Annotated in this window: 23 protein-coding genes; 7 read left to right on the top strand and 16 right to left on the bottom strand. The window is 63.2% G+C overall.

Annotated elements, in window-relative coordinates; genetic code table 11:
• Nucleotides 1-53 precede the first annotated feature (53 nt).
• Nucleotides 54-953 (top strand): site-specific tyrosine recombinase XerD, encoded by a 900-nt coding sequence (gene xerD / locus PG879_RS02705; RefSeq protein ID WP_113977471.1) that lies wholly within the window; start codon nucleotides 54-56, stop codon nucleotides 951-953.
• Between the two features lie 72 nt (nucleotides 954-1,025).
• Here the strand turns inward: xerD and mscL are convergent, their stop codons facing one another.
• Nucleotides 1,026-1,436: a large-conductance mechanosensitive channel protein MscL gene (mscL, locus tag PG879_RS02700; RefSeq protein ID WP_010673746.1), complete on the bottom strand. Its 411-nt coding sequence runs from the start codon at nucleotides 1,434-1,436 to the stop codon at nucleotides 1,026-1,028.
• A gap of 259 nt (nucleotides 1,437-1,695) precedes the next feature.
• Between mscL and PG879_RS02695 the strand changes: the two genes are divergently transcribed.
• The 6 genes from PG879_RS02695 (at nucleotide 1,696) to nqrE (ending at nucleotide 7,363) form a co-directional block, all read left to right on the top strand.
• Nucleotides 1,696-2,400, top strand: coding sequence for a disulfide isomerase DsbC N-terminal domain-containing protein (locus PG879_RS02695; RefSeq protein ID WP_270829682.1), 705 nt, complete (start codon nucleotides 1,696-1,698; stop codon nucleotides 2,398-2,400).
• The gene (gene recJ, locus PG879_RS02690) at nucleotides 2,366-4,096 is read left to right on the top strand and encodes a single-stranded-DNA-specific exonuclease RecJ (protein ID WP_113977473.1); all 1,731 of its coding nucleotides are present in this window, start codon (nucleotides 2,366-2,368) and stop codon (nucleotides 4,094-4,096) included. Before PG879_RS02695 ends, recJ begins: the two co-directional genes overlap by 35 nt.
• Nucleotides 4,097-4,247: 151 nt before the next feature.
• Nucleotides 4,248-5,429, top strand: coding sequence for a MerR family transcriptional regulator (locus PG879_RS02685; protein WP_270829681.1), 1,182 nt, complete (start codon nucleotides 4,248-4,250; stop codon nucleotides 5,427-5,429).
• 40 nt (nucleotides 5,430-5,469) lie between these two features.
• Entirely contained in the window at nucleotides 5,470-5,973 is a 504-nt protein-coding gene (locus tag PG879_RS02680; protein WP_201996351.1) for a GNAT family N-acetyltransferase, read from the top strand.
• A 306-nt stretch (nucleotides 5,974-6,279) separates the two neighbouring features.
• On the top strand, nucleotides 6,280-6,561 hold the full coding sequence (locus tag PG879_RS02675; protein WP_270829680.1) for a hypothetical protein: 282 nt from the start codon (nucleotides 6,280-6,282) through the stop codon (nucleotides 6,559-6,561).
• Between the two features lie 202 nt (nucleotides 6,562-6,763).
• Entirely contained in the window at nucleotides 6,764-7,363 is a 600-nt protein-coding gene (gene nqrE / locus PG879_RS02670) for an NADH:ubiquinone reductase (Na(+)-transporting) subunit E (RefSeq protein WP_270829679.1), read from the top strand.
• Between the two features lie 33 nt (nucleotides 7,364-7,396).
• Here nqrE and PG879_RS02665 read toward each other — a convergent pair whose 3' ends face one another.
• The 15 genes from PG879_RS02665 to leuS all read right to left on the bottom strand — a co-directional run bounded on the left by PG879_RS02665 (nucleotide 7,397) and on the right by leuS (nucleotide 22,678).
• Nucleotides 7,397-7,885 (bottom strand): GNAT family N-acetyltransferase, encoded by a 489-nt coding sequence (locus PG879_RS02665; RefSeq protein ID WP_270829677.1) that lies wholly within the window; start codon nucleotides 7,883-7,885, stop codon nucleotides 7,397-7,399.
• A 145-nt stretch (nucleotides 7,886-8,030) separates the two neighbouring features.
• Nucleotides 8,031-8,996 carry a lipoyl synthase gene (gene lipA / locus PG879_RS02660; protein ID WP_039041111.1) on the bottom strand — a complete coding sequence of 322 codons (966 nt, stop codon included), beginning with the start codon at nucleotides 8,994-8,996 and terminating at the stop codon, nucleotides 8,031-8,033.
• 85 nt (nucleotides 8,997-9,081) lie between these two features.
• On the bottom strand, nucleotides 9,082-9,774 hold the full coding sequence (gene lipB / locus PG879_RS02655; protein WP_201900687.1) for a lipoyl(octanoyl) transferase LipB: 693 nt from the start codon (nucleotides 9,772-9,774) through the stop codon (nucleotides 9,082-9,084).
• A gap of 93 nt (nucleotides 9,775-9,867) precedes the next feature.
• On the bottom strand, nucleotides 9,868-10,131 hold the full coding sequence (ybeD, locus tag PG879_RS02650) for a DUF493 family protein YbeD (RefSeq protein WP_010673756.1): 264 nt from the start codon (nucleotides 10,129-10,131) through the stop codon (nucleotides 9,868-9,870).
• Between the two features lie 279 nt (nucleotides 10,132-10,410).
• Entirely contained in the window at nucleotides 10,411-11,640 is a 1,230-nt protein-coding gene (locus PG879_RS02645) for a D-alanyl-D-alanine carboxypeptidase family protein (RefSeq protein WP_039041110.1), read from the bottom strand.
• A gap of 165 nt (nucleotides 11,641-11,805) precedes the next feature.
• Nucleotides 11,806-12,735, bottom strand: a complete 930-nt coding sequence (locus tag PG879_RS02640; RefSeq protein WP_201889897.1) for a septal ring lytic transglycosylase RlpA family protein — start codon at nucleotides 12,733-12,735, stop codon at nucleotides 11,806-11,808.
• On the bottom strand, nucleotides 12,677-13,675 hold the full coding sequence (gene mltB, locus PG879_RS02635) for a lytic murein transglycosylase B (protein WP_270829676.1): 999 nt from the start codon (nucleotides 13,673-13,675) through the stop codon (nucleotides 12,677-12,679). The genes PG879_RS02640 and mltB overlap by 59 nt, the downstream gene beginning before the upstream one ends.
• Entirely contained in the window at nucleotides 13,675-14,778 is a 1,104-nt protein-coding gene (rodA, locus tag PG879_RS02630; protein WP_039041107.1) for a rod shape-determining protein RodA, read from the bottom strand. The genes mltB and rodA overlap by 1 nt, the downstream gene beginning before the upstream one ends.
• Nucleotides 14,775-16,688 carry a penicillin-binding protein 2 gene (mrdA, locus tag PG879_RS02625; RefSeq protein WP_010673761.1) on the bottom strand — a complete coding sequence of 638 codons (1,914 nt, stop codon included), beginning with the start codon at nucleotides 16,686-16,688 and terminating at the stop codon, nucleotides 14,775-14,777. The genes rodA and mrdA overlap by 4 nt, the downstream gene beginning before the upstream one ends.
• 64 nt (nucleotides 16,689-16,752) lie before the next feature.
• Nucleotides 16,753-17,220 (bottom strand): 23S rRNA (pseudouridine(1915)-N(3))-methyltransferase RlmH, encoded by a 468-nt coding sequence (gene rlmH / locus PG879_RS02620; protein ID WP_005298242.1) that lies wholly within the window; start codon nucleotides 17,218-17,220, stop codon nucleotides 16,753-16,755.
• Between the two features lie 21 nt (nucleotides 17,221-17,241).
• On the bottom strand, nucleotides 17,242-17,583 hold the full coding sequence (gene rsfS / locus PG879_RS02615; RefSeq protein ID WP_010673762.1) for a ribosome silencing factor: 342 nt from the start codon (nucleotides 17,581-17,583) through the stop codon (nucleotides 17,242-17,244).
• Nucleotides 17,584-17,795: 212 nt separating this feature from the next.
• Entirely contained in the window at nucleotides 17,796-18,449 is a 654-nt protein-coding gene (nadD, locus tag PG879_RS02610; protein WP_270829675.1) for a nicotinate-nucleotide adenylyltransferase, read from the bottom strand.
• Nucleotides 18,443-19,477 (bottom strand): DNA polymerase III subunit delta, encoded by a 1,035-nt coding sequence (holA, locus tag PG879_RS02605; protein ID WP_010673764.1) that lies wholly within the window; start codon nucleotides 19,475-19,477, stop codon nucleotides 18,443-18,445. The genes nadD and holA overlap by 7 nt, the downstream gene beginning before the upstream one ends.
• Nucleotides 19,478-19,504: 27 nt before the next feature.
• Nucleotides 19,505-19,987 (bottom strand): LPS-assembly lipoprotein LptE, encoded by a 483-nt coding sequence (locus tag PG879_RS02600; protein ID WP_010673765.1) that lies wholly within the window; start codon nucleotides 19,985-19,987, stop codon nucleotides 19,505-19,507.
• Between the two features lie 114 nt (nucleotides 19,988-20,101).
• Nucleotides 20,102-22,678, bottom strand: coding sequence for a leucine--tRNA ligase (gene leuS / locus PG879_RS02595; RefSeq protein ID WP_039041103.1), 2,577 nt, complete (start codon nucleotides 22,676-22,678; stop codon nucleotides 20,102-20,104).
• Between the last annotated feature and the right edge of the window lie 58 nt (nucleotides 22,679-22,736).

Raw genomic sequence — 22,736 nt, 5'->3', positions numbered from 1 at the left:
CGGGTGGGTCGGCACGTTACAATGGCGACCTGTTTCCCTGAGCGCGGCGCACCATGAGCAAAGCAGAATCCCATCCCCTGATCGAGCCGTTTCTCGACGCCCTCTGGCTGGAGCGGGGGCTTTCCGACAACACGGTCAGCTCCTATCGCACCGACCTGGAAAAATTTGCCCTCTGGCTCGATGAGCAAGGCGGTTCCCTGCTGCTGGCGGGGCTGGACGACATCCAGCACTACCTCGCCTGGCGGGTGGACCATCAGTTCGCGGCCAGCAGCACGGCCCGTTTCCTCTCGGCCCTGCGCCGCTTCTACCAGTACCTCAATCGCGAGAAGCTGCGCAGCGACGATCCCACCGTGCTGCTGGAGGGGCCAAAGCTCCCCAAAAAGCTGCCATCGGATCTGAGCGAAGCCGAGGTGGAGGCGCTGCTGCAAGCGCCCCTGGTGGACGACCTGCTGGAACTGCGGGACAAGGCAATGCTCGAGCTGCTCTACGCCACCGGGCTGCGGGTGTCCGAGCTGGTGGGGCTGACCGCCGAACACGTCAGCCTGCGCCAGGGGCTGGTGCGAGTGGTGGGCAAGGGCAACAAGGAGCGCCTGGTGCCCATGGGGGAGGAGGCGGTGCACTGGCTGGAGCGCTACTACCGGGAGGGGCGCACCCTGCTGCTGGGTGGCACCAGCTCGGACGTGGTGTTCCCCTCCAAGCGGGCCCGGATGATGACCCGCCAGACCTTCTGGCACCGCATCAAGCTCTATGCCCTGAGAGCCGGCATCAGGGGGGAGCTCTCCCCCCACACCCTGCGTCACGCCTTCGCCACCCACCTGCTCAATCACGGCGCCGATCTGCGAGTGGTGCAGATGCTGCTGGGCCACGCGGATCTCTCCACCACCCAGATCTATACCCACGTGGCCAACGAGCGGCTCAAGGCACTGCACGGCCAGCACCACCCCAGAGCCTGAACGCCTCACCGGCCTTGCAACAAAAAACCGCCCGAAGGCGGTTTTTTTCAGCACACGACAGGGAGGAAACGGTTATTTCCCCTGCTGGGATTTCAGCAAGTCGCGGATCTCGGTCAGCAGCTCCTGATCCTTGGTGGGGCCGGCCGGGGCAGCGGCTTCCTCTTCCTGCTTCTTCTTCAGGGTGTTGATGGCCTTGAGCCCCATGAAGATGGCGAAGGAGATGATCAGGAAGTCGATACAGGTCTGGATGAACTTGCCGTAGGCGATGACCACGGCAGGGGCATCCCCTTCGGCGGCCTTCAGGGTCACGGCGAGATCGCTGAAATCCACGCCCCCCAGGATCAGCCCGATGGGGGGCATGATCACGTCTCCCACGAAGGAGGAGACAATCTTGCCAAAGGCGGCACCTATGATGATACCGACCGCCATGTCGATCACATTGCCCCTGGATGCAAAGGCCTTGAACTCTTGAATCAGACTCATTTTTCCCCCTATAAATGGACGACGTGCCACCTGAGCGCACGTCGATTTGAATAATAAAACATCAGCAAAACAGAGGGATGACTAAAGATGTCTCCCGTCATCCTGATTAGCTTGCGGGGCTCAAGCCCGATTGGCAACCTGTCATCCCGTGATTTTTTCTTGCGGACGTTATTAATCGATCACTAATTAAGGTCTTTGGGAGAGGGAATTGTCTGGGTTACCTTATGAGACCCTTCAATCATGCTAAGTGAATGATCTGATGCGATATTTACTGCTGGGAATGATGCTGCTGTGCGCTTTTGCGGCCAGCGCGGGGATGGACCCCCATGTGTTGAAACAAACCATAGAGCAGCGCCTCGGTGTGCAGGTCTACCTGGTGGACGAGACCCCCATGCCGGGCCTCTATCTGCTGGGCACGGCCCAGGGACTGCTCTACAGCGATGCCAGGGGAGACTATGTGCTGCAGGGCTCCATGCTGGATCTGGCCCACGATATGAGAAACCTCACCCGGCTCAGCCAGCAGCAGCAACGCAGGCTGGCGCTCTCCCAGATAGGGGAGGCCCGGCTCTGGCTCAAAGCCACCCCTGAACGCCACCGCCTCACCCTGTTCACCGATCTCGCCTGCGGTCCTTGCCGCATCGCGCTGGAGGAGTTGCCCCGCTTGCAGGCGAGGGGCGTGAGCGTGCAACTGCTGCCTGTGCCTGTCGCCGCCTCGGATCAGGCTAGCTGGTGCGATCCCGGGCTGCTGCGCGAACTCAACTTCAGCGATCGTTTGCCTGAGAGCGGCTGTAATGCGATCCTTGCCCATCATATCGGCCTGAGCCAATGGCTCGGGATCAAGGCGTCACCGAGCTGGGTCCTGCCCAATGGCGATCTGGTGCGTGGTTACCAGAGCCCCGAACAACTGCTCAAGATACTGGATCACATCAATGCCCCTGCAAATCCGTCGTCGTCCGCGAGTTGATGATTCCCATCTGCCCGCCACCCTGCACCCGCTGCTTCGCCAGATCTTCGCCAGCCGCGGGGTAGAAGACCCTGCCCTGCTGGAGCGCAGCGCCAACCAGCTGCTGCCGCCCCAGCGTCTGTTCGGCATGGCGCAGGCGGTGCCGCTGCTGGCCGAGGCGCTGACGGCGCAAAAACGCATTCTCATCGTCGGTGACTTTGACTGCGACGGCGCCACCAGCTCGGCGCTGTGCGTGCTGGCTTTGCGCGCCATGGGGGGGCACCACATCGATTTTCTGGTGCCCAACCGATTCGAGTTCGGTTATGGCCTCACCCCGGAGATCGTCGAGCTGGCGGTGGCCCGTGGCGCCGAGTTCCTGATCACGGTGGACAACGGCATCTCCAGCATTGCCGGGGTGGCGGCGGCCAAGGCGGCAGGCATGCAGGTACTGGTTACCGATCACCATTTGCCGGGTCAGGAGCTGCCTGACGCCGACGCGATAGTGAACCCCAACCAGCATGGCTGCGACTTCCCCTCCAAGTCCCTGGCCGGGGTCGGGGTCGCCTTCTATCTGATGGCGGCCCTCAACACCCATCTGCGCCAGAGCGGCTGGTATGAGCGCCAGGGGCTGCGCGCCCCCAACGTGGCGGATTACCTGGATCTGGTGGCCCTCGGCACCGTGGCCGACGTGGTGGCGCTCGATGGCAACAACCGCATCCTGGTTCATCAGGGTTTGCAGCGGATCCGGGCCGGCCGTTGTCGCCCCGGCATCCAGGCGCTGGTGGATGTGTCGGGCCGCGACGGTCGTCGCCTGTGCGCTGCCGATCTCGGCTTTGCGCTGGGGCCGCGCCTCAACGCGGTGGGCCGGCTCGATGACATGTCCCTCGGAGTCGCCTGTCTGCTCTGTGACGACATCAACCTGGCGCGCCAGTTCGCCTCCGAAATGGACAGCCTCAACCAGGAGCGCAAGGAGATCGAGCAGGGGATGCAGCAGGAGGCGCTCGCCACCCTGGAGCAGATCCGTTTTCGTGACGGCGAGGTGCCCTCCGGCATCGTGCTGCACCGAAACGAGTGGCATCAGGGGGTGGTGGGGCTGGTGGCCTCCAAGGTGAAGGAGAAGTACTACCGCCCGGTCATCGCCTTTGCCGAGAGCAGCGAGACCGAGCTCAAGGGATCCGGGCGCTCCATCCCGGGGGTGCACCTGCGCGATGCGCTGGAACTGCTCGATACCCGCCACCCCGGCTTGATGGGCAAGTTTGGCGGCCACGCCATGGCGGCCGGGTTGACCCTGCCCAAGGCCAATATCGAGGCCTTCGGCCGTGCCTTCGAGGCGGTCATCGGCGAGCTGGTGACCCCTGAGCTCTTGACCGGGGTGCTGCTCACCGATGGCGAGCTGCTGCCCGATGAACTGAGTCTGGAGCTGGCGGAGCTTATTCGCGCCTCCGGCCCCTGGGGTCAGGCCTTCCCCGAGCCGCTGTTTGACGGGGAATTCGTGCTGGTGCAGCAGCGGCTGGTGGGGGAGAAGCACCTCAAGATGATGCTGACCACGGATTCCGGCCACGCGGTGGATGCCATCGCCTTTGGCGTCGACTTGCAGCGCTGGCCCGATGCCTCGGTGAAGCGGGTGCGGCTGGTCTACCGGCTCGACGTCAACGAGTGGCGCGGCAACCGCAGCGTGCAGCTGTTGGTGGAGCATCTGGAGGCCGCCGGCCTCTGACGTTCGTGAGTTTCTTTTGCTGCCTATGACGGCCACCTCAGGGTGGCCGTTTTTTTATGGTGTTAACCCGGATGTTGTCGTTGACCCGTCTATTGCTTCACAGTTTAAGCTTCCCTTCATCGGGTCACGGACCCCTCAGCGAGTGGTTGTCATGAAAATATCCGAACTGGCCCGGCGCTGCGGCCTGGCCCGCTCCACCCTGCTCTATTACGAGAAGCTGGGGGTGATTGCGGGCACGAGGAGCGCCAACGGCTATCGCCACTACGACGATGACGATCTGCAGCGGCTGCGGATGGTACAGGCCCTGCAGGCGGGTGGCCTCAGCCTCAAGCAGTGCCTCGCCTGTCTGGCGGGCGAGCTGGAGCAGGCAACGCTGGAAGCCCGGGTCAGGGAGCTGGATGAAGAGCTGGCGCGGATGCAACGCGCCCGGGATCTGCTGGCGGATCTCGCCGGTTTGCGTGCGCACTCCGGCGACGAGTTCAAGGCCTGGCAGCGGCAACTGCAGCATCAAGCCCCGCAGGCTTACTTTGCCTGGGTGATGAAGCAGGGATTCAGTGAAAAAGAGCGTTATCACCTGCAGTGGCTCAGCAAAGACATGAATGAACATGAACGTTACATCCGGGATTTCAAGCTGCTGCTGGATGGCATGAGCTATTGGGGGCCGGGCGATAGCCTCTTCACCCAGCAGCAATTTGCCGCGCTGCCCAGCCAGCCTCGCCGGATCCTCGACATGGGCTGTGGGCGCGGCGCCGCCACCCTGGCGCTGGCACAGGTGACGGACGCCCCCATCGTAGCCATCGATCTGGACGAGGAGGCGCTGGCCGCCGTGGCGAGATCGGCCAGTGCGGCGGGGCTGAGTCAGGTCACTACTCTGTGCGCCAATATGGCGGACTTGCCCATGGAACTTGCCCCCGCCGACCTTATCTGGGCCGAGGGGAGCGCCTACACCATAGGAGTGGCCAATGCGCTGAAAGCCTGGCGGGCGCACCTTGCCGGCCCTGCTGCCTGCCTGGTGCTGAGCGACCTGGTGTGGCTGACGGACACGCCGCCAGAGGAGGCGCTGGCGTTCTGGCAGCGGGATTATCCCGCCATGCAGACCCTGGCGGGCCTGCTCAAAACGGTGAAGGAGGCGGGTTATCGCTGCCTGTGGCACACCCCGTTGCCGCAAAGGGCCTGGCACAACTATCTGGATCCCATCGAGCGCAATCTGGCGCGCCACCGTGCCGAGCTGGGGGATAGCCCAGCCTGGCAGGACTTGAGCCGGGAAGTGGCCATCCACCGCCAACACCTGGGCAGCTACGGCTATGTGATCTGCTGCCTGCAGGCAGTCTGATCAGGCCATCCATTGCAAGATAACAAACGGAGAAAACCTTATGAGCATCATCATTCGGCCCGAAACAGGCGCCGATCACGACGCCATTGAAGCGCTGACCGTGGCCGCGTTCCTCAATGCCCCCCATACCGATCACAACGAGCAGCTGATCGTGCGCGCCTTGCGCCAGGCCGGGGCACTCAGCCTGTCGCTGGTGGCGGAGCTGGAGGGGCAAGTGGTCGGCCACCTCTGCTTCTCGCCGGTGACCATCAGTGATGGCAGCCCGCACTGGTATGGTCTTGGTCCCATTTCGGTCTCCCCTGCGCTGCACGGCAAGGGGCTGGGGTCACGGCTGATGGAGGCGGGTCTGGCCGAGCTCAGGGGGATGAGTGCGGCCGGCTGCGTGGTGCTGGGGGATCCCGGCTTCTACGGCCGTTTCGGTTTCGTGCCCGAGCCGGGGTTGACGCTGCCCGGCGTGCCGCCCGAGTACTTCATGGCCCGCTTGTTCGGCGCTGCCATGCCCAGTGGTGAAGTGCGCTACCACCAGGCCTTCCAGCAGGGGTGAGCCCTCACCTTGAGGAAGATGAAAGTCGCTTTCTCAAGGTGGTGCAACCTTGTCGGTTTTAGGGGATGGGGCGGTGTTTAATATCAACCTTTCTGATATCTCATGATGGAAAATGCAATAAGTGACGGTATTGTGATATATTCCACCTGTAATTTTTCTTGACGGACAGCCCCCTTGTCATCCTCTCGCCGCCCCTCGTCATGGCCGATGGTGCTTGCCATCGCCTGCCTTCTCTGGCTTGCCGCTGCGGCGGCGGCAGGGGTCGTTGCAACGCCGGGAATGGAGACGCAAGGGCAGGAGTGGCCGATGCTGTTCCATGAGCCAGCGAACCCGGGGCTTGCCGACAACGTCAGCCTGCCGCCCGCCTCCCAGTGGCGGCTCGGTTTCGAACAGGGACGGCGACTGGAAGGGGCCGCTCATGCCGAGCTCTACCAGATGCTGCTGGCCTGGTTCCAGCACGAGATCCTCGGCCTGCTGTTTTTCCTGCCTCTCATCTATCTCAGGCAGCGGCCCGACTACTTCGGCGCTCTGCACACACGGCGGCTTCGCTGCCACCACCTGCAATATCGCTTCTGCCAGGGCGACTAGGTTCACCAGCCGGGCGCCTGCCCGTTTGATCCCCGTCATTGAGTACCGCTGACCGGGCTGCTCGGCAGTCTGGCGGCTGCCGTGGTCATTCTGGGTGCTGCGCCAGCTCTCTCTGTAAACGTCATCCGTGACGTCATCTTCGCGACTGGCCGTTGGCCGGGCGCGGACGTGCTCTTATTGCAACCAAGTGGTGAACTCATTCATGGACTATTACGTCAATCTCTTCATCCAGTCGATTTTTGTGGAAAACCTGGCGCTGGCCTTCTTCCTTGGCATGTGCACCTTCCTGGCCGTTTCCAAGAACATCAACACCGCCTTCGGTTTGGGCATGACGGTGCTGGTGGTCATGGTGATCGCCATTCCCCTCAACAACCTGATCTACCGCCATATCCTGCGTCCCGAGAGTACCTTCCTCGGGGAGTTTGATCTGGGCTTTCTCGATTTCATCGTCTACATAGGGGTGTTGGCGGCGCTGGTGCAGGTGATGGAGATGGTGCTCGACAAACATTTCCCAGCGCTCCATCACGCGCTCGGTATCTATCTGCCGCTGCTGACGGTGCACTGCGCCATCTTCGGCGGGGTGATGTTCATGGCCCAGCGGGATTACGACTTCATCGAATCCGTGGTCTACGGGGCGGGCTCAGGGCTGGGCTGGCTGCTGGCCATCGTCGCCATTGCGGGGTTGCACCAGAAGATGAAGTATTCGGATGTGCCCGAGGGGCTGCGGGGTATCGGCATTACCTTCATCGTGGCCGGGCTGATGTCCCTCGGCTTCATGTCTTTTTCCGGCATCTCGCTCTGAGCCATGGGCCGGGTGGTGGCCCAATGAAGGTGCTCAATCCAGACGCTTTGCCATGTTGTAGCCGGTGATGGTGAAGCCCAGCGCCTGATAGAGCGCCAGTGCCCTCGGGTTGTCATGGGCCACCCTCAGCTTGATCTGGTGGATGCCTAGGGGGGTGAGCTGCGCCTCCAGGGCGGCCATGGCTGCCTTGCCGAGGCCGCGACCACGATGGGGTGGTGTCACATAGAAGTCGTAGATGAAGGTGGTGCCGGCGGCGGCGTCGATGGCGTGCCAGAGATAGCCCAGAGGCCCGCCCGGCGCGTTCGAGGCTTCAGGTACCATGGCGAGCAGGTGATGACCCGGGGTGGCGACACCCAGTGGCAGGAGCTGCTGCAACGAGGCGTCGGCCTGACGGTGGGCGTCAGGCAGCGCCATCCCGTGGTTGCTGGCAAGATCCTGGGCGTAATCCTCGATGAAGTAGTCGCGATAGGCGGGAAAGTCTGCGTCACGCAGGGGGATCAGGCGAACGGTGAGAGTCGGCATCCGGAACAGCACTCCAGAGAAGGGGAGTGGCCACGTTACGCCAGAACGGCGCCAATCACAAAGGGACAACCGCTGCCTGCGAGGTGACGGCGATAAAAAAAAGAGCGCCCAGGGGCGCTCTTTTTCTGCCTGCAGGAAAAGAGGCTTATTTGACCTCTTCCCCCTTGGCTTGCAGGTCCGCGTGGTAGGAGGAACGCACGAAGGGACCGCAGGCGGCGTGGCTGAAGCCGAGATCCATGGCCACATCCTTGAGTTCGTCGAACTCTGCGGGCGGCACATAACGCTTCACCGGCAGGTGGTGGCGGCTCGGTTGCAGATACTGGCCCAGGGTCAGCATGTTGACGCCGTGCTCGCGCAAGTCCTTGAGCACCTCGACGATCTCCTCGTTGGTCTCGCCAAGGCCCATCATCAGACCGGACTTGGTCGGCACGTGGGGGTGCATCTCCTTGATGCGGCGCAGCAGCTCCAGGGACCACTTGTAGTCGGCACCCGGACGGGCAACCCGGTACATGCGCGGGGCGGTTTCCAGGTTGTGGTTGAAGACGTCAGGCGGGGTCTCGCGGAACACCTCCAGCGCCTGCTCCATCCGGCCACGGAAGTCCGGGGTCAGGATCTCGATGCGGGTCTGGGGGCTGTGCTCGCGGATCTCGCGGATGCAGTCGGCGAAGTGCTGGGCACCGCCGTCCCGCAGATCGTCGCGGTCCACCGAGGTGATCACCACGTACTTGAGGTTCATCTCCTTGATGGTGAGTGCCAGCTTCTTCGGCTCCTCCGGATCCAGCGGCAACGGACGGCCGTGGGCCACGTCGCAGAAGGGGCAGCGGCGGGTACAGATGGCGCCCATGATCATGAAGGTTGCGGTGCCGTGGTTGAAGCACTCCGCCAGGTTGGGGCAGGAAGCCTCTTCACACACAGAGTGCAGCTTGTTTTTGCGCAGGGTGCTCTTGATGTGCTCGATCTTCTGGCTCGACGGCGGCAGCTTGATCCGCATCCACTCCGGCTTGCGCAGCACTTCCTCGTTGGGATCCGGCATGAATTTCACCGGGATCAGGGCCATCTTGTCGCCATCGCGCAGCTTGACGCCCGGCTCCATACGAACGGGTTTGCTCATGATTCACTCTCGGTGTTTGTTATTGTCTGGTTGACGGTCACCAGGGGCCTTGCGGCTCCCTCGTGACCACGGGGCATGGGGTTGCTCATGCCGCCTCTTCGGTATTCGTGATCTCTTGGTAGCCAATCAGGCGGGCCAGCTCCGTCACCAGCAGGGACTGTGCCTCGGCGACGCTCTGCGGGCCGCCCAGGGCGCTGGTCTGGGTCATGGCCATGCCCGCATAGCCGCACGGATTGATGCGCAGGAAGGGAGTCATGTCCATGTTGACGTTGAGGGCCAACCCGTGGAACGAGCACCCCTTGCGAATGCGCAAACCCAGGGACGCCAGCTTGGCTTCCATACCCAGATCGCTCTTCACGTAGACGCCCGGGGCATCGGCCTTGGCGTAGGCCTCGATATCGCTTTTGGCGAGCGTGTTGATGATGGCGGTTTCGAGGCAGGTCACCAGCTCCCGTACAGAGAGCTTGCTGCGGCGCACATCCACCAGCACGTAGAGCACCAGCTGGCCCGGGCCGTGATAGGTCACCTGGCCGCCGCGATCACTCTGCACCACCGGGATGTTGCCGGGGGCGAGCAGGTGTTCGGCCTTGCCGGCCTGACCCTGGGTGTAGACGGGGTCATGCTCCACCACCCAGAACTCGTCCGGGGTGTCGGGGGTGCGATTGTCGGTGAACGCCTTCATGGCGTCCCACACCGGCTGGTAGGGGCGACGGCCCAGCTGTCTGACGAGCAGTTGGCCGGCTGACGGTTGTGGCTCGGCGGGCGTTTCGAGTGACATCTTTCCTCACTGGCGGCGCGGTGTCGGTACGGTCGCCGCTGCGACCGGGCGGCAAATAATCAGTCGCCCCGGTGGCGGGGCGAGAGAGGCAACTTACAGGACGTAACGAACCAGCTCGATCTTGCCAAGGGCGGTATACATGGCCTCGATGTGTTCCTTGCTCTGGGCGGTGACCGTCACCCGTACCGAGTGATAGTTGCCCTTGGAGCTCGGTTGAACGGTCGGGCTGTAGGTGCCGGGAGCATGTTGCTGCAGCACTTCCACCACCATGTCGGGCAGGGCGGGATCAGCCACGCCAAGCACCTTGAACGGGAACTTGCAGGGGAACTCCAGCAGTTCATCAAACTTGGTATTCATCTACTTCACCTTTCTGGGTCGCCGGGAAGCGACGTCATCTTTACGTCTTTGAGGGCCGCTGAAACGGTCCCCTCATCTGCCCCCAGGGGGCAGTTCCCAGTCTATATGGGCATGAGCCGCCTCGGGATCAAGACCCGGCGGTGCGGCAAGACGTGGAAATGCTGCTTTTTACCACAAATCGTCAGTCGGCGGAACCTGCAGATTACAGGGTTATTGACTGGACAGACCGCAAAAGACAGCAGCGGCGCCTGTTGGCGCCGCTGCTTGAGGAAGGGTCTGTTACTTGAACCAGCTGGAGACCAGCATCACCAGGTAATCCCACAGGCGGCTCATCAGGCCACCTTCCTGCACCTCTTCCAGGGCAACCAGGGGAACCTGCTTGATCTCCTTGTCCCCTTGCTTGAGGTACACGGTGCCGACGCGCTGGCCCTTGGCCAGGGGCGCCTTCAGCTCGCTTTCCAGCTGGAAGTCTGCCTTGAGGTTGTTGCCCTGGCCACGGGTGACCAGCACGGAGACGTCCTTGTCGACCCCCAGCTTCACTTCAGACTTGTCGCCCATCCAGATCTTCTGGGTGACCAGTTCGGTGCCCGCCTTGTAGGGGGTCAGGCTTTGGAAGAAGCGGAAGCCGTAGGTGAGCAGCTTCTTGCTCTCGGCGGCGCGGGAAGCCTCGCTGTTGGCCCCCATGACCACGGCGATCAGGCGCATGCCTTCGTTGTTGGTGGCGGAAGAGACCAGGTTGTAGCCGACCTGGCTGACGTGACCTGTCTTGATGCCGTCAACCTGCAGGGATTGGTCCCACAGCAGGCGGTTGCGGTTGTGCTGGGTGATGCCGTTGAACACGAAGGACTTCTGGGAGTAGATCTTGTACTCCTCCGGCTGATCGTGGATCAGGGCCTGACCCAGGCGGGCCATGTCGCGGGCGGTACTGTAGTGGCCCTCTTCATCCAGGCCGTGGGGGTTCTTGAACTGGGAGTCCTTCATGCCGAGCTTGGCGGCCCAGGCGTTCATCAGGCTGGCAAAGGAGTCGGTGCTGCCCGCCAGGTGCTCGGCCATGGCGACACAGGCGTCGTTGCCGGACTGGATGATGATGCCCTTGTTGAGATCATCGACGGAGACCTGCTTGCCCACCTCGATGAACATCTTGGAGGAGTCGGAGTAGTTCTTGGACCAGGCGTTCTGGCTGATGGTCACCATGTCGGTGCCCTTGATGTTCCCCTTGTGCAGCTCGTCGCCGACGATGTAGGAGGTCATCATCTTGGTCAGGCTGGCGGGGGGCAGACGCTCGTCGGCGTTCTGCTCGGCCAGCACCTGGCCGGAGAAGTAGTCGATCAGGATGTGGGCCTTGGCGGAGATCTCGGGCGCGGCAGGCACCACCATGGGGGCGCTGTTCAAAGTGGGGACCGGCTGGGCACTCGGCAGGGCCGAATCCGGGGTCGGAACAGGCTGGTTGGCCTGAGCGGTGGCGCTTAACAGGGAGGCCAGAATAACGGAGCGGGCAAATTTGGACATCTTGAAATTCCTGGTGCCTGGATGGGATGTACCCAAGTTGAAAAAAAGCGGGCCCCACTATACCAGATGTGCGTGTCGGTCATAGTCCGAGATGCGACCTGGACGGGATTTTATGGGATGGTCCCCGACCTCGCGTCGTATCCCGGCGCGAGGTCGGGGCGGGTATCAGGGCACGATGAAGGCCTGCTCCAACCCGCCCTGGCGTATCTGCTCGAGCAGGGGGGCCTGCTTGTCGCTGGCCACGGGCCCGAGCAGGACGCGGAAGACGGCGCCGTGCGCCACCACCTGGTACGGCACGCCATAGCGCTGGGTCATCACCTTGCCCATGGCCTCGGCCCGCGCCTGCGAGCCGCTGGCAAGCACCTGGATCATCTTGCCCTGGGTCGCACCGGCCTTGGGAGGGGAGACGGTGGTGGTCGCCGTGGCGGCAGGAGCAGGAGCAGGGGCGGCCTTGGCCGGTGCCGTGGGGGCCGGCGCCTCGTTCACGAAGGAATTGGCGGCTGGCGCCGCAGGCTCCATGGGCGTCATCGGGGTCATGGGCACCATCTCTACCATCTGATCCGGCTGATCGGTGATGAGTTCGAGGCGCACCCGGGCCTCACCCCCTTCCACCATCTCCAGCTGCGCGGCGGCGGCGTGGGAGAGATCGATGAGGCGATCGCTGCCGAAGGGGCCGCGATCATTGACGCGTACTATGGTCTCCAGACCGTTGTCCAGATTGGTGACCCGCACGTAGCTTGGCAGGGGCAGGTTGCGGTGGGCTGCGCTGAACAGGGTGCTGTCCTGCACGTCGCCGTTGGCAGTCTTGTTGCCGTCCAGATCCCGGGAGAGCCAGCTGGCAGTGCCTTCCTCGCTGTAGTGCTTGATGTCGCGCCACACCTCAAACTTCTGCTTTCCGATCCAGTAGTCCCGGTTGCCGCTCTCGCTCATGGGTTCGGGGCGGGGAATGGCGCCGGTCGCCTGGGGGATCTCGATGACCTGGGGCTTCTCCTGGGGGACGGGCTCTGGCGGCAGCGGCTGGGGTTCGGGTTGGCTGCTACAGGCGGCCAGCAACAAGGTCAGGCTGAGGGGAAGAAGTTTGTGGCTGTAATGCATAAGCGTCCTGGATTGCTTGACTGAGTTGATGTACCGCCATCGCATAGAGAGGGCTGCGATTGTAGCGGGTGATCACGTAAAAATTGTGGCGCGCGACCCAGTATTCCGGTCCTTCGGCCTGCTCCATCGCCAGCAGTTTTACCGGCGTCTCGGGTGACGGCGGTGTGGCGACTTCAATGCCCGCAGCGGCCAGCTCTGCCCAGCGGTGTCTTAGCTCGGGCTCGGGTGCAAGCAGGGTACCTACTGGCGCCAATCCGATCAAGGCGGGCTCCACCACCGGCTCGCCCCAGCGCCAGTGGTGCAGGGCGAAGTAGTTGGCCACGCTGCCGATGGCATCTGCCGGGTTGGCGAAGAGATCCCGCTTGCCGTCTCCGTCGAAGTCGACCGCGTAGTGGCGGTAGCTGGAGGGCATGAACTGGCCCATGCCCATGGCGCCGGCATAGGAGCCCTTGAGGGTGGTGAGCGGCCACTTCTCTTCCCGGGCAAGCAGCACCAGCTGGGCAAACTCCTTGGCGAAGAAATCCGCCCGTTCGGGGTAGTGGAATCCCAGGGTGTAAAGGCTGTCGAGCACCGGATGGCGGCCCATCTGTCGACCGTAAAAGGTCTCGATGCCGATGATGGCGACGATGAGGGAGGCGGGGACCTGGTAGGTCTGCTCGGCCTGTGCCAGGGTGGCGGCATGGCGCTGCCAGAATCCCACTCCGTCCCGGATGCGCTCCGGGGTGACGAACAGCGGCCTGTAGCGGTGCCAGGGCTTGGCTTCCCAGGGGCGGCGGATGGTGTCCAGTACCTCCTGGCGCAGGCTGGCCTGGGCGGCGGCGGCCTGCAACTCTGCCAGCGGCACCTGCTGCTGCTCGGCCAGCAGGCTGAGCCGGGCCGGCGAGACGGCAGCACCCGCCGTCAGGGTGCACAGAGATAGAGCCAGCCAGCCGAGCCGCATCAGGCGAGCAGCCGCCTGTGGGTCTGGATGGACATCAGAACGCCGAAGCCCGCCATCAGGGTCACCATGGAGGTGCCGCCGTAGCTCACCAGTGGCAGGGGAACCCCTACCACCGGCAGGATGCCGCTTACCATGCCCATGTTGACGAACACATAGACGAAGAAGGTCAGGGTCAGGGCGCCCCCCAGCAGGCGTTCGAAGCTGTTCTGGGCCTGCATGGAGATAAACAGGCAGCGGCTGATGATGTAGAGATAGATGACCAGCAAGAGGGCCACTCCCACCAGACCGAACTCCTCGCTGAAGACGGCGAAGATGAAGTCGGTGTGGCGCTCTGGCAGGAATTCGAGCTGGGACTGGGTGCCTTGCAGCCACCCCTTGCCGAACACGCCGCCGGAGCCGATCGCAATCTTGGACTGGATGATGTGATAGCCGCGACCGAGGGGGTCCTTCTCCGGGTCCAGCAGCATCAGCACCCGCTGGCGCTGGTAGTCGTGCATCAGGAAGAACCAGAGTACCGGCATGAAGGCGCAGATGAGCAAGACTGCGAGCCCGATGAGCCACCAGCTGATCCCCGCCAGGAAGATGACGAAGAAGCCGGAAGCGGCCACCAGGATGGAGGTGCCGAGATCGGGTTGGGCCGCGATCAGCAGGGTGGGCAGCAGCACCATCACCAGGGCGATCATCACATGGCTGAACTTTGGCGGCAGGGAGTGCCGGCTGAGCCAGGCGGCCACCATGATGGGCATGGAGAGTTTCATCACCTCGGAGGGCTGGAACTTCATGAAGCCGAGATCGAGCCAGCGCTGGGCCCCCTTGCCGATATGGCCGAACACGTCCACCGCGATGAGCAGCAGCACCACCACCGCAAACAGGGGCACCGACCAGCGGGCATAGAGGGAGGGCGGCAGCTGGGCTATGCCGATCATCAGACCGAAGGCCAGGGCGCCGCGCACCAGCTGGCGCACGATGGAGTCGAGATCCTGGCCCGAGGCGGAGTAGAGCACCACCATGGAGAGGGCCATCAGGGTCAGCAGGCCGAGCAGCAGCGGCAGGTCGATGTGCAGCTTGTACCAGATGCTCTGCTGGCGGGCAGAATTACTCATTGGGAAACGACCTCACTCGGTTGGGACGGCTTTTCCGGTGCCGGTGGCAACTGGGGTTCCGGCGGGAGCAGATAGGCATCCAGCATGTGGCGGGCGACCGGTGCCGCCATGGCGCTGCCGCCCCCGGCGTTCTCCAGCACCAGGGCGACGACCGCCTTGGGTGCCTCGAAGGGGGCGAAGGCGACGAACAGGGCGTTGTCGCGGTGCTCCACCTTGGTGGTGGCCGCGTTGTAGACCTGGTTCTCTTTCAGGCCCACCACCTGGGCGGTGCCGGACTTGCCCGCCGCCTTGTAGGGGGTATTGGCGAAGGCGCGGCGCCCCGTCCCTTCGTGGCCGTTGATGACGCGCCACATGCCGTCCTTGGCCACCTGCCAGTAGGTATCGCTCTTGGCGGCGATGGCCACGTTCGGGTTGATGGGGGCGTTGACCACGCCATCGGAGGAGGCGGTGCTCTTGAGCAGGTGCGGCGTCACGTCGTGACCGTTCTGGGTCAGGATGCTGATGGCCTTGGCGAGCTGGATCGGGGTGGCGCTCCAGTAGCCCTGGCCGATGCCGATGGAGATGGTGTCCCCCTGGTACCAGGGTTGACGCCAGCGGGCCATCTTCCAGTCCCGGGAGGGCATGACGCCCCGGGTCTCTTCATAGAGGTCCACGCCGCTGTACTGGCCGAAGCCGAACTTGGTCATGTAGCTGTTGATCTTGTCGATGCCGACCCGGTAGGCGAGATCGTAGAAATAGGTATCCGCCGAGACCTCGATGGCGCGATAGACGTCGAGCCAGCCGTGGCCCCAGCGGCGCCAGTCCCGGAACTTCTTGGTGGTGCCCGGGATGGAGAAGCTGGGCCCGCCGAAGTAGCGGTAATTGGGGGTGATCGCCCCCTCGTTGAGCCCCATCACCGCCATCATGGGCTTGACGGTGGAGGCGGGGGCATAGATGCCCTGGGTGGTGCGGTTGACCAGCGGCCGGGCGGGATCGTTGAGCAGCGCCGAGTAGTTGGCGCTGGAGATGCCGGTCACGAACAGGTTGGGGTCGTAGCTCGGGCTCGACTCCATGGCCAGGATGGCGCCGGTGTTGGGTTCCATCATCACGATGGCGCCCCGGCGGCCGGCCAGCAGCTCCTGGGCCTTCAACTGCAGGCGGATGTCGATGTTGAGGTAGATGTCCTTGCCGGGCTCGGGGGGCTGGAATTTCAGGGTGCGCACCACCCGGCCGCGGTTGTTCACCTCGACCTCCTGATAACCCGCCACGCCGTGCAGCTGATCCTCGTAGTACTTCTCCACCCCCTGTTTGCCGATGTCCTTGGTGGCGGCATAGTTGGCGAGCTTCTCCTCCTTCTCGAGGCGCTCCACGTCACGGGTGTTGATCTTGGCCACGTAGCCCAGGGCATGGGTCAGGGTGTCGCCGAACGGGTAGTAGCGCTTGAGGTAGGCCTCGATGCTGGCCCCCGGGTAGTTGTGCTGGTTGACCGAGAAGAGGGCGACCTGGTATTCGGTCAGCTTCTCGAACAGGGGCACGGGCTTGAAGCGGCGCTGACGCTTGACCTCGGCCAGGAACTTCTCCTTGGTCCCCTCCGGCAGGGCCAGCAGGGTGATGAGGTCGTCCGCGGTCTTTTCCAGGTTCTCGGTCTCTTCGGGCACGATCTCCAGGCTGTAAACAGGGCGGTTTTCCGCCAGCAGGACACCGTTGGCGTCGTAGATGAGGCCACGGGGCGGCGCCACCGGTACCACACGGATACGGTTGTCGTTGGATCGGGTCTGATAAGTTTCGTAAGACTCTACTTGCAGGTAGTAGAGGTTAGCCAGCAGCACCAGCATGAGGGTGACCATGCCGATGTAGGCGACCAGGGTGCGCCGGAAGAACAGACGTCCCTCGGCACTGTGATCGCGCATTTCAATGCGATTCTTCAGCATGCCGTTACCTTGTGGCTGACGTGCGGGTGAGAGAGGAGAAATGCATGCTCAGGGTCGGCATGGGTCACTCTCTGTGATAAGGGTGATTGGTGGTGATGCTCCAGGCGCGATAGAGGCTCTCGGCCACCAGCACCCGCACCAGGGGATGGGGCAGGGTCAGGGGCGAGAGCGACCAGCTCTGCTCCGCGGCAGCCTTGCACTCGGGGGAGAGCCCCTCCGGGCCACCCACCAGCAGCGCCACATCCCGGCCATCCAGCTTCCAGGCTTCCAGTTGCACGGCGAGCTGCTCCGTGGTCCAGGGTTTGCCCGGAATGTCCAGGGTCACGATACGAGAGCGGCCGGCGGCGGCCAGCATGGCTTCCCCTTCCTTTTGCAGGATGCGGGGAATGTCGGCATTCTTGCCGCGCTTGCCTGCGCCGATCTCGACCAGCTCGAACGGCATGTCTTTGGGGAAGCGGCGACGGTACTCTTCGAAGCCATGCTCTACCCAGGCAGGCATCTTGGTGCCCACGGCAATCAACTGGATCTTCATCTTTGGTTACGCTGTCGCCCTTTATTGCGAATTGACCTGGGCGGCGCCGCTCCAGAGTTTTTCCAGCTGGTAGAAGTCGCGGTACTCATCCTGCATCACGTGGACGATGACCGACCCCATGTCCACCAGCACCCACTCGCCGGTGAGTTCCCCTTCCACGCTCAGCAGGTCGAGCCCCGCATGACGGGCCTCGCTGGCGAGGTTGTGGGCGATGGCACTGACGTGACGATTGGAGTTGCCGGAGCAGATGATCATGGTGTCCGTGATGCTGGATTTGCCGCGCACATCGAGGGTGATGATGTCGCGGCCTTTCATGTCATCGATCTTGTCGACGATAAAGGCGAGCAATTCTTGGCCTTGCAATGTCTTCTCCTATCTTCCGGCGCCAGAGGGCGGCGGATTATATCATGGTCACTCCCGTTTCCCAGCCTGGCAAAGGGAGCATCGCCCGGGGAGCCGTCCCGTGGGGGAGGGGCCCCTTGACGATCACTATAGTGTGCAACCCGGCCTGGCAATAGTCAGGGCCGGGCCCGGTGCGCCCGGACGTGTCGGCTGATCCGCCTGCGTGGCGCCGTTTACTGCGTTGCCGATGAGCGGTAGAGCCCGTGGCGCCGGATATAGTCGGCGACCGGGTTGGGCAGCAGGTATTTGGGATCCTGGCCTGCCGCGAGCAGGGCACGCAGGCGTGTGGCCGACAGCTCGACGGGCAGGTTGTCACAAAGCCAGACATGACCGTGGCGCTGGCGATGGAGAGCCCGAATGTCCCGGGTCTGGTGGCGGGCCAGCAGCTCGGCCACCTGGACGGGATAATCCGGTTGCCAGCCTGGGCGGCAGCTCACCACCAGGTGGGCGTAATCGAGCAGCTCCTGCCAGCGGTGCCAGCTCGGCAGGCCGAGCAGGGAATCCATCCCCATCAAAAAGCAGAGCGGGGTGTCCGGCAGCTCGCTCCTCAACTCGACAAGGGTGTCGATGGTCCAGGAGGGAGTGTCGCGCCTGAGCTCCCGCTCATCCACCACGAATCCCGGGTTGTCCGCCGCAGCGAGCCGGACCATGGCGAGTCGCTGCTCGCTGGAGCAGAGCGGATTGGCCCGGTGGGGCGGGATATGGTTCGGGAGCAGGCGCACCTCGGCCAGACCCAGGGCGCCCCGCGCCTCGATGGCGGGCCTCAGGTGGCCGATGTGAATGGGATCGAAGGTGCCGCCGAGGATCCCGATGGGCGGTGTCAGCATGATTCCGTCTCCAGCAGGGGGAGCGGGGTACCGTCACGAAAGCCGAGGGCGATGGTTTGCAGCATCAGCCAGGCCTGCTCGGTGTCGAAATGGCGCTGGGCATGGTCCAGCTGGGCCATCAGTTGCCAGAGTTGCCGGATCTTGGGGAAGGGAAGCCGGGTCAGCGCCTGCTGGATGAGCTGCTGACGGCTCTGCCAGATGCGCAGGCGGCTGAAATGTTCCACCAGAGGCTGTCCGGCGCGGGCGGCCAGCGCCAGCTCGGTGAGCTGCTCCAGTTCGCGGCACAGGGTCCAGGCCAGCATGCCGGGTTCGGTACCTTCGGCGCGCAGGGCCAGCAGGATGCGCTGGGCCCGGTTCACCTTTCCTTCCAGCAGGGTATCGACGAGCTGGAAGGGGGTGAAGTGGGCGTGGCGGATGATGGTCTCCTGCAGATAGGCGACGCTGATGGGCTGGGGCGGCGAGAGCAGGGTCAGCTTCTCGATCTCCTGGCTCGCGGCCAGCAGGTTGCCCTCGTAGGCGTGGCACATGAAGTTGACCGCATCCGGCAGTGCCTTGAGGCCGAAGCGCTGAAAGCGGGCGCTCATCCAGCGCGGGAAGAAGCGGGGCTCGGGGTGGTTGACCGGCACATAGGTGCCGCTCTGGCTCAGCTTGTCGAACCAGGCCGCCTTCATCTGGGTCTGGTTGAGGCGGGGGCCCGAGAGCACCAGCAGCAGGTCGGGGTGGAGCTGCTTGCCAATGTCGCTGATGCGGGCGGCGAGATCCTTGTCGATCTTGGCGGGCAGCTCCAGCTCGATGATCTGGCGGGCCGAGAACAGGCTCATGGCCTGGCAGGCATCGTAGACCTGGTTCCAGTCCAGCCCCTGTTCCACCACGAAGCTGTGGCGCTCATCGAAGCCCTGTTTGCGTGCCACCTGACGCACGGCGTCGACAGCTTCCAGTTTGAGCAGGGGCTCGTCCCCAAAAATGAGATAGCAGGGCTTGAGCCCTGCCTTGAGATGATCCGCAAACTGCTCGGGATAGACTCTCATCAACACCCTCTCATCAAGATACGCGCATCAGAACTTGACCTGACTGAGCTGGCGAATAACCAGGTTGGCGGCCTGCTCCTGCATCTCCTTGCCCAGCTGCTCCTGCTCGCGGGAGGAGGCGAGTGCCGCATCCGGCTTGTTCAGGAAGCTGCGGTTGAAGGTGATGGGGAAGACCTGGGTCGGTTTGCCCGGCATGACCACGGTGAACTGGGTGCTGTAACTCAGCAGGTATTCGCGGTCTTGGCCGATGGAGTCGACGGAGGCGACCTGGCTGCGGCTACGTACCCCGGCCAGGGTCAGCACCGGGATGCCCTCCTTGTCGGCGAGCTGCACGCCAGCGGCCTTGAGACGGGTGGTGACCAGTCGGTAGAAGTCGCTCTTGTTGTCACCGACCACTTTCATGGTCATCAGTTCGGGGGGAATGGCGGTGCCCCGCATCTGAAAACCGCAGGCCTGCAGCAACAGTCCTGCCAGCACGATGGCCATCCAGCGCGTGAAGATGGTGCCCATAAAAAATCCTCTTTGCATGAAGGGAAGAGCGGCGGGCGCAGGGCCCGCCGTCATCATCCGTGTGTCGTCAGCCCCTGGCGGCCAGACTGTCGGCCGCCGCCAGGGGAGGCGTCATCAGTTGGCCACGATGTTGAGCAGCTTGCCCGGCACGTACACGACTTTGCGCACGGTCAGACCGTCGGTGAACTTCTGTACGGACGCATCGGCCATGGCCAGCTTCTCGACGTCGGCCTGGCTTATCTCGGCCGGCACGGTCAGCTTGCCGCGCATCTTGCCGTTGATCTGCACCACCACCAGCTTCTCGGTCTCGACCATGGCCGCTTCGTCAGCCACCGGCCAGGCCGCGACATCGATGTCCCCTTCCTTGCCCAGCATTTTCCACAGCTCGAAGCCGATGTGCGGGGTGATGGGGTAGAGCATGACCACGACCGCTTCCAGCGCTTCCTGCATCAGGGCGCGATCCTGAGCGTCACTGCCCAGTTTGGCCAGGTTGTTCATCAGCTCCATGATGGCGGCGATGGCGGTGTTGAAGGTCTGACGGCGACCCACGTCGTCGCTCACCTTGGCGATGGTCTTGTGCAGCTCGCGGCGCACGGCTTTCTGGTCGCTGGTGAGGGCGGCGACGTCCAGTGCGGCAACGGCGCCACCGGATACGTGCTCGAAGGTGATGCGCCACAGGCGACGCAGGAAGCGCTGGGCACCTTCCACGCCGGAGTCGGACCACTCCAGGGTCATCTCGGCCGGAGAGGCGAACATCATGAACAGACGGACGGTATCGGCGCCGTAACGCTCCACCATCAGCTGCGGGTCGATGCCGTTGTTCTTGGACTTGGACATCTTGGTCATGCCGGAGTGGATCACTTCACGACCTTCGAGGTCGACCGCCTTGGTGATGCGGCCCTTGTCATCACGTTCCACCTTGACGTCGAGGGGGCTGACCCAGACGTTGCCGCCCTTCTCATCCTTGTAGTAGAAGGCGTCAGCCAGCACCATGCCCTGGCAGAGCAGGCGCTTGAACGGCTCGTCGCTGTTCACCAGGCCCGCATCACGCAGCAGCTTGTGGAAGAAGCGGGCATAGAGCAGGTGCATACAGGCGTGCTCGATGCCGCCGATGTATTGATCCACCGGCAGCCAGTGGTTGGCAGCCGCCGGATCCAGCATGCCCTTGTCGTAGTCAGGGGAGCAGTAGCGGGCGTAGTACCAGGAGGACTCCATGAAGGTGTCGAAGGTATCGGTCTCGCGGAACGCTTCCTGGCCGTTGTAAGTGGTCTTTGCCCACTCGGCATCGGCCTTGATGGGGCTCTGGATACCATCCATCACCACGTCTTCCGGCAGCAGTACCGGCAGTTGATCTTCCGGGGTCGGCACCACAGTACCATCCGCCAGGGTCAGCATGGGGATGGGAGCGCCCCAGTAGCGCTGACGGGAGACACCCCAGTCGCGCAGACGGTAGTTGACGGTGCGCTTGCCCTTGCCGAGCCCTTCCAGCTTGTTGGCGATGGCATCGAAGGCACCCTGGAAGTCGAGACCGTCGAATTCGCCGGAGTTGAACAGCACGCCCTTCTCGGTATAAGCCGCTTCGCTCACGTCGACGTCACCATCAACCGGCTTGATGACCGGCTTGATCTCGAGGCCATATTTGGTGGCGAATTCGTGGTCACGCAGGTCGTGACCCGGTACCGCCATCACGGCGCCGGTGCCGTAGTTCATCAGCACGAAGTTGGCGACCCAGACCGGCACCTTGCGGCCATCCAGCGGGTGAATGGCGTAGAGGCCGGTGGCCATGCCCTTCTTCTCCATGGTGGCCAGTTCAGCTTCTGCCACCTTGGTGTTCTTGCACTCTTCGATGAAGGCGGCCAGCTCCGGATTGTTCTGGGCTGCTTGCAGCGCCAGCGGGTGACCGGCGGCGATGCCCACATAGGTCACACCCATGAAGGTGTCCGGACGGGTGGTGTAGACCTCGAGGTGCTCGGCCTGACCGTCGATATTGAAGCTGATGTTGACCCCTTCGGAGCGGCCAATCCAGTTGCGCTGCATGGTCTTGACCATCTCCGGCCAGCCTTCCAGATTGTCGATGTCGTTCAACAGCTCTTCGGCGTAGTCGGTGATCTTGATGAACCACTGGGGGATCTCTTTCTGTTCCACCGGGGTGTCACAGCGCCAGCAGCAGTTGTCCACTACCTGCTCGTTGGCCAGCACCGTCATGTCGTTCGGGCACCAGTTGACGGAGGAGGTCTTCTTGTAGACCAGACCCTTCTCGTAGAGCTTGGTGAAGAACCACTGCTCCCAGCGGTAGTAGTCCGGCTTGCAGGTGGCCAGCTCCCGATCCCAGTCATAACCCAGACCCAGCATCTTCAGCTGGTTCTTCATGTATTCGATGTTTTCGTAGGTCCAGGGGGCCGGCGCCGTGTTGTTCTTGATGGCGGCGTTTTCTGCCGGCAGGCCGAAGGCGTCCCAACCGATGGGTTGCAGCACGTTCTTGCCATTGAGCCGTTGATAACGGGAGATCACATCACCTATGGTGTAGTTGCGAACGTGCCCCATGTGTAGACGACCAGACGGATAGGGGAACATGGAGAGGCAGTAGAACTTTTCCTTGTCTACTTTCTCCACCGCCTTGAAGGTTTTCTTGGCATCCCAGTGCTTCTGCACTGCTGGTTCTATGGATTGGGGAACGTATTGCTCTTGCATTGGTGACATCCGGATCTGTGAAATGAATAGATAAAACGGCTGGGAAATCCCGATAGAA

The sequence above is a fragment of the Aeromonas sp. QDB63 genome, from assembly GCF_027707425.1.
GTDB classification, from domain to species: domain Bacteria; phylum Pseudomonadota; class Gammaproteobacteria; order Enterobacterales; family Aeromonadaceae; genus Aeromonas; species Aeromonas caviae.
This window is presented reverse-complemented; position numbering and strand designations above follow the sequence as displayed.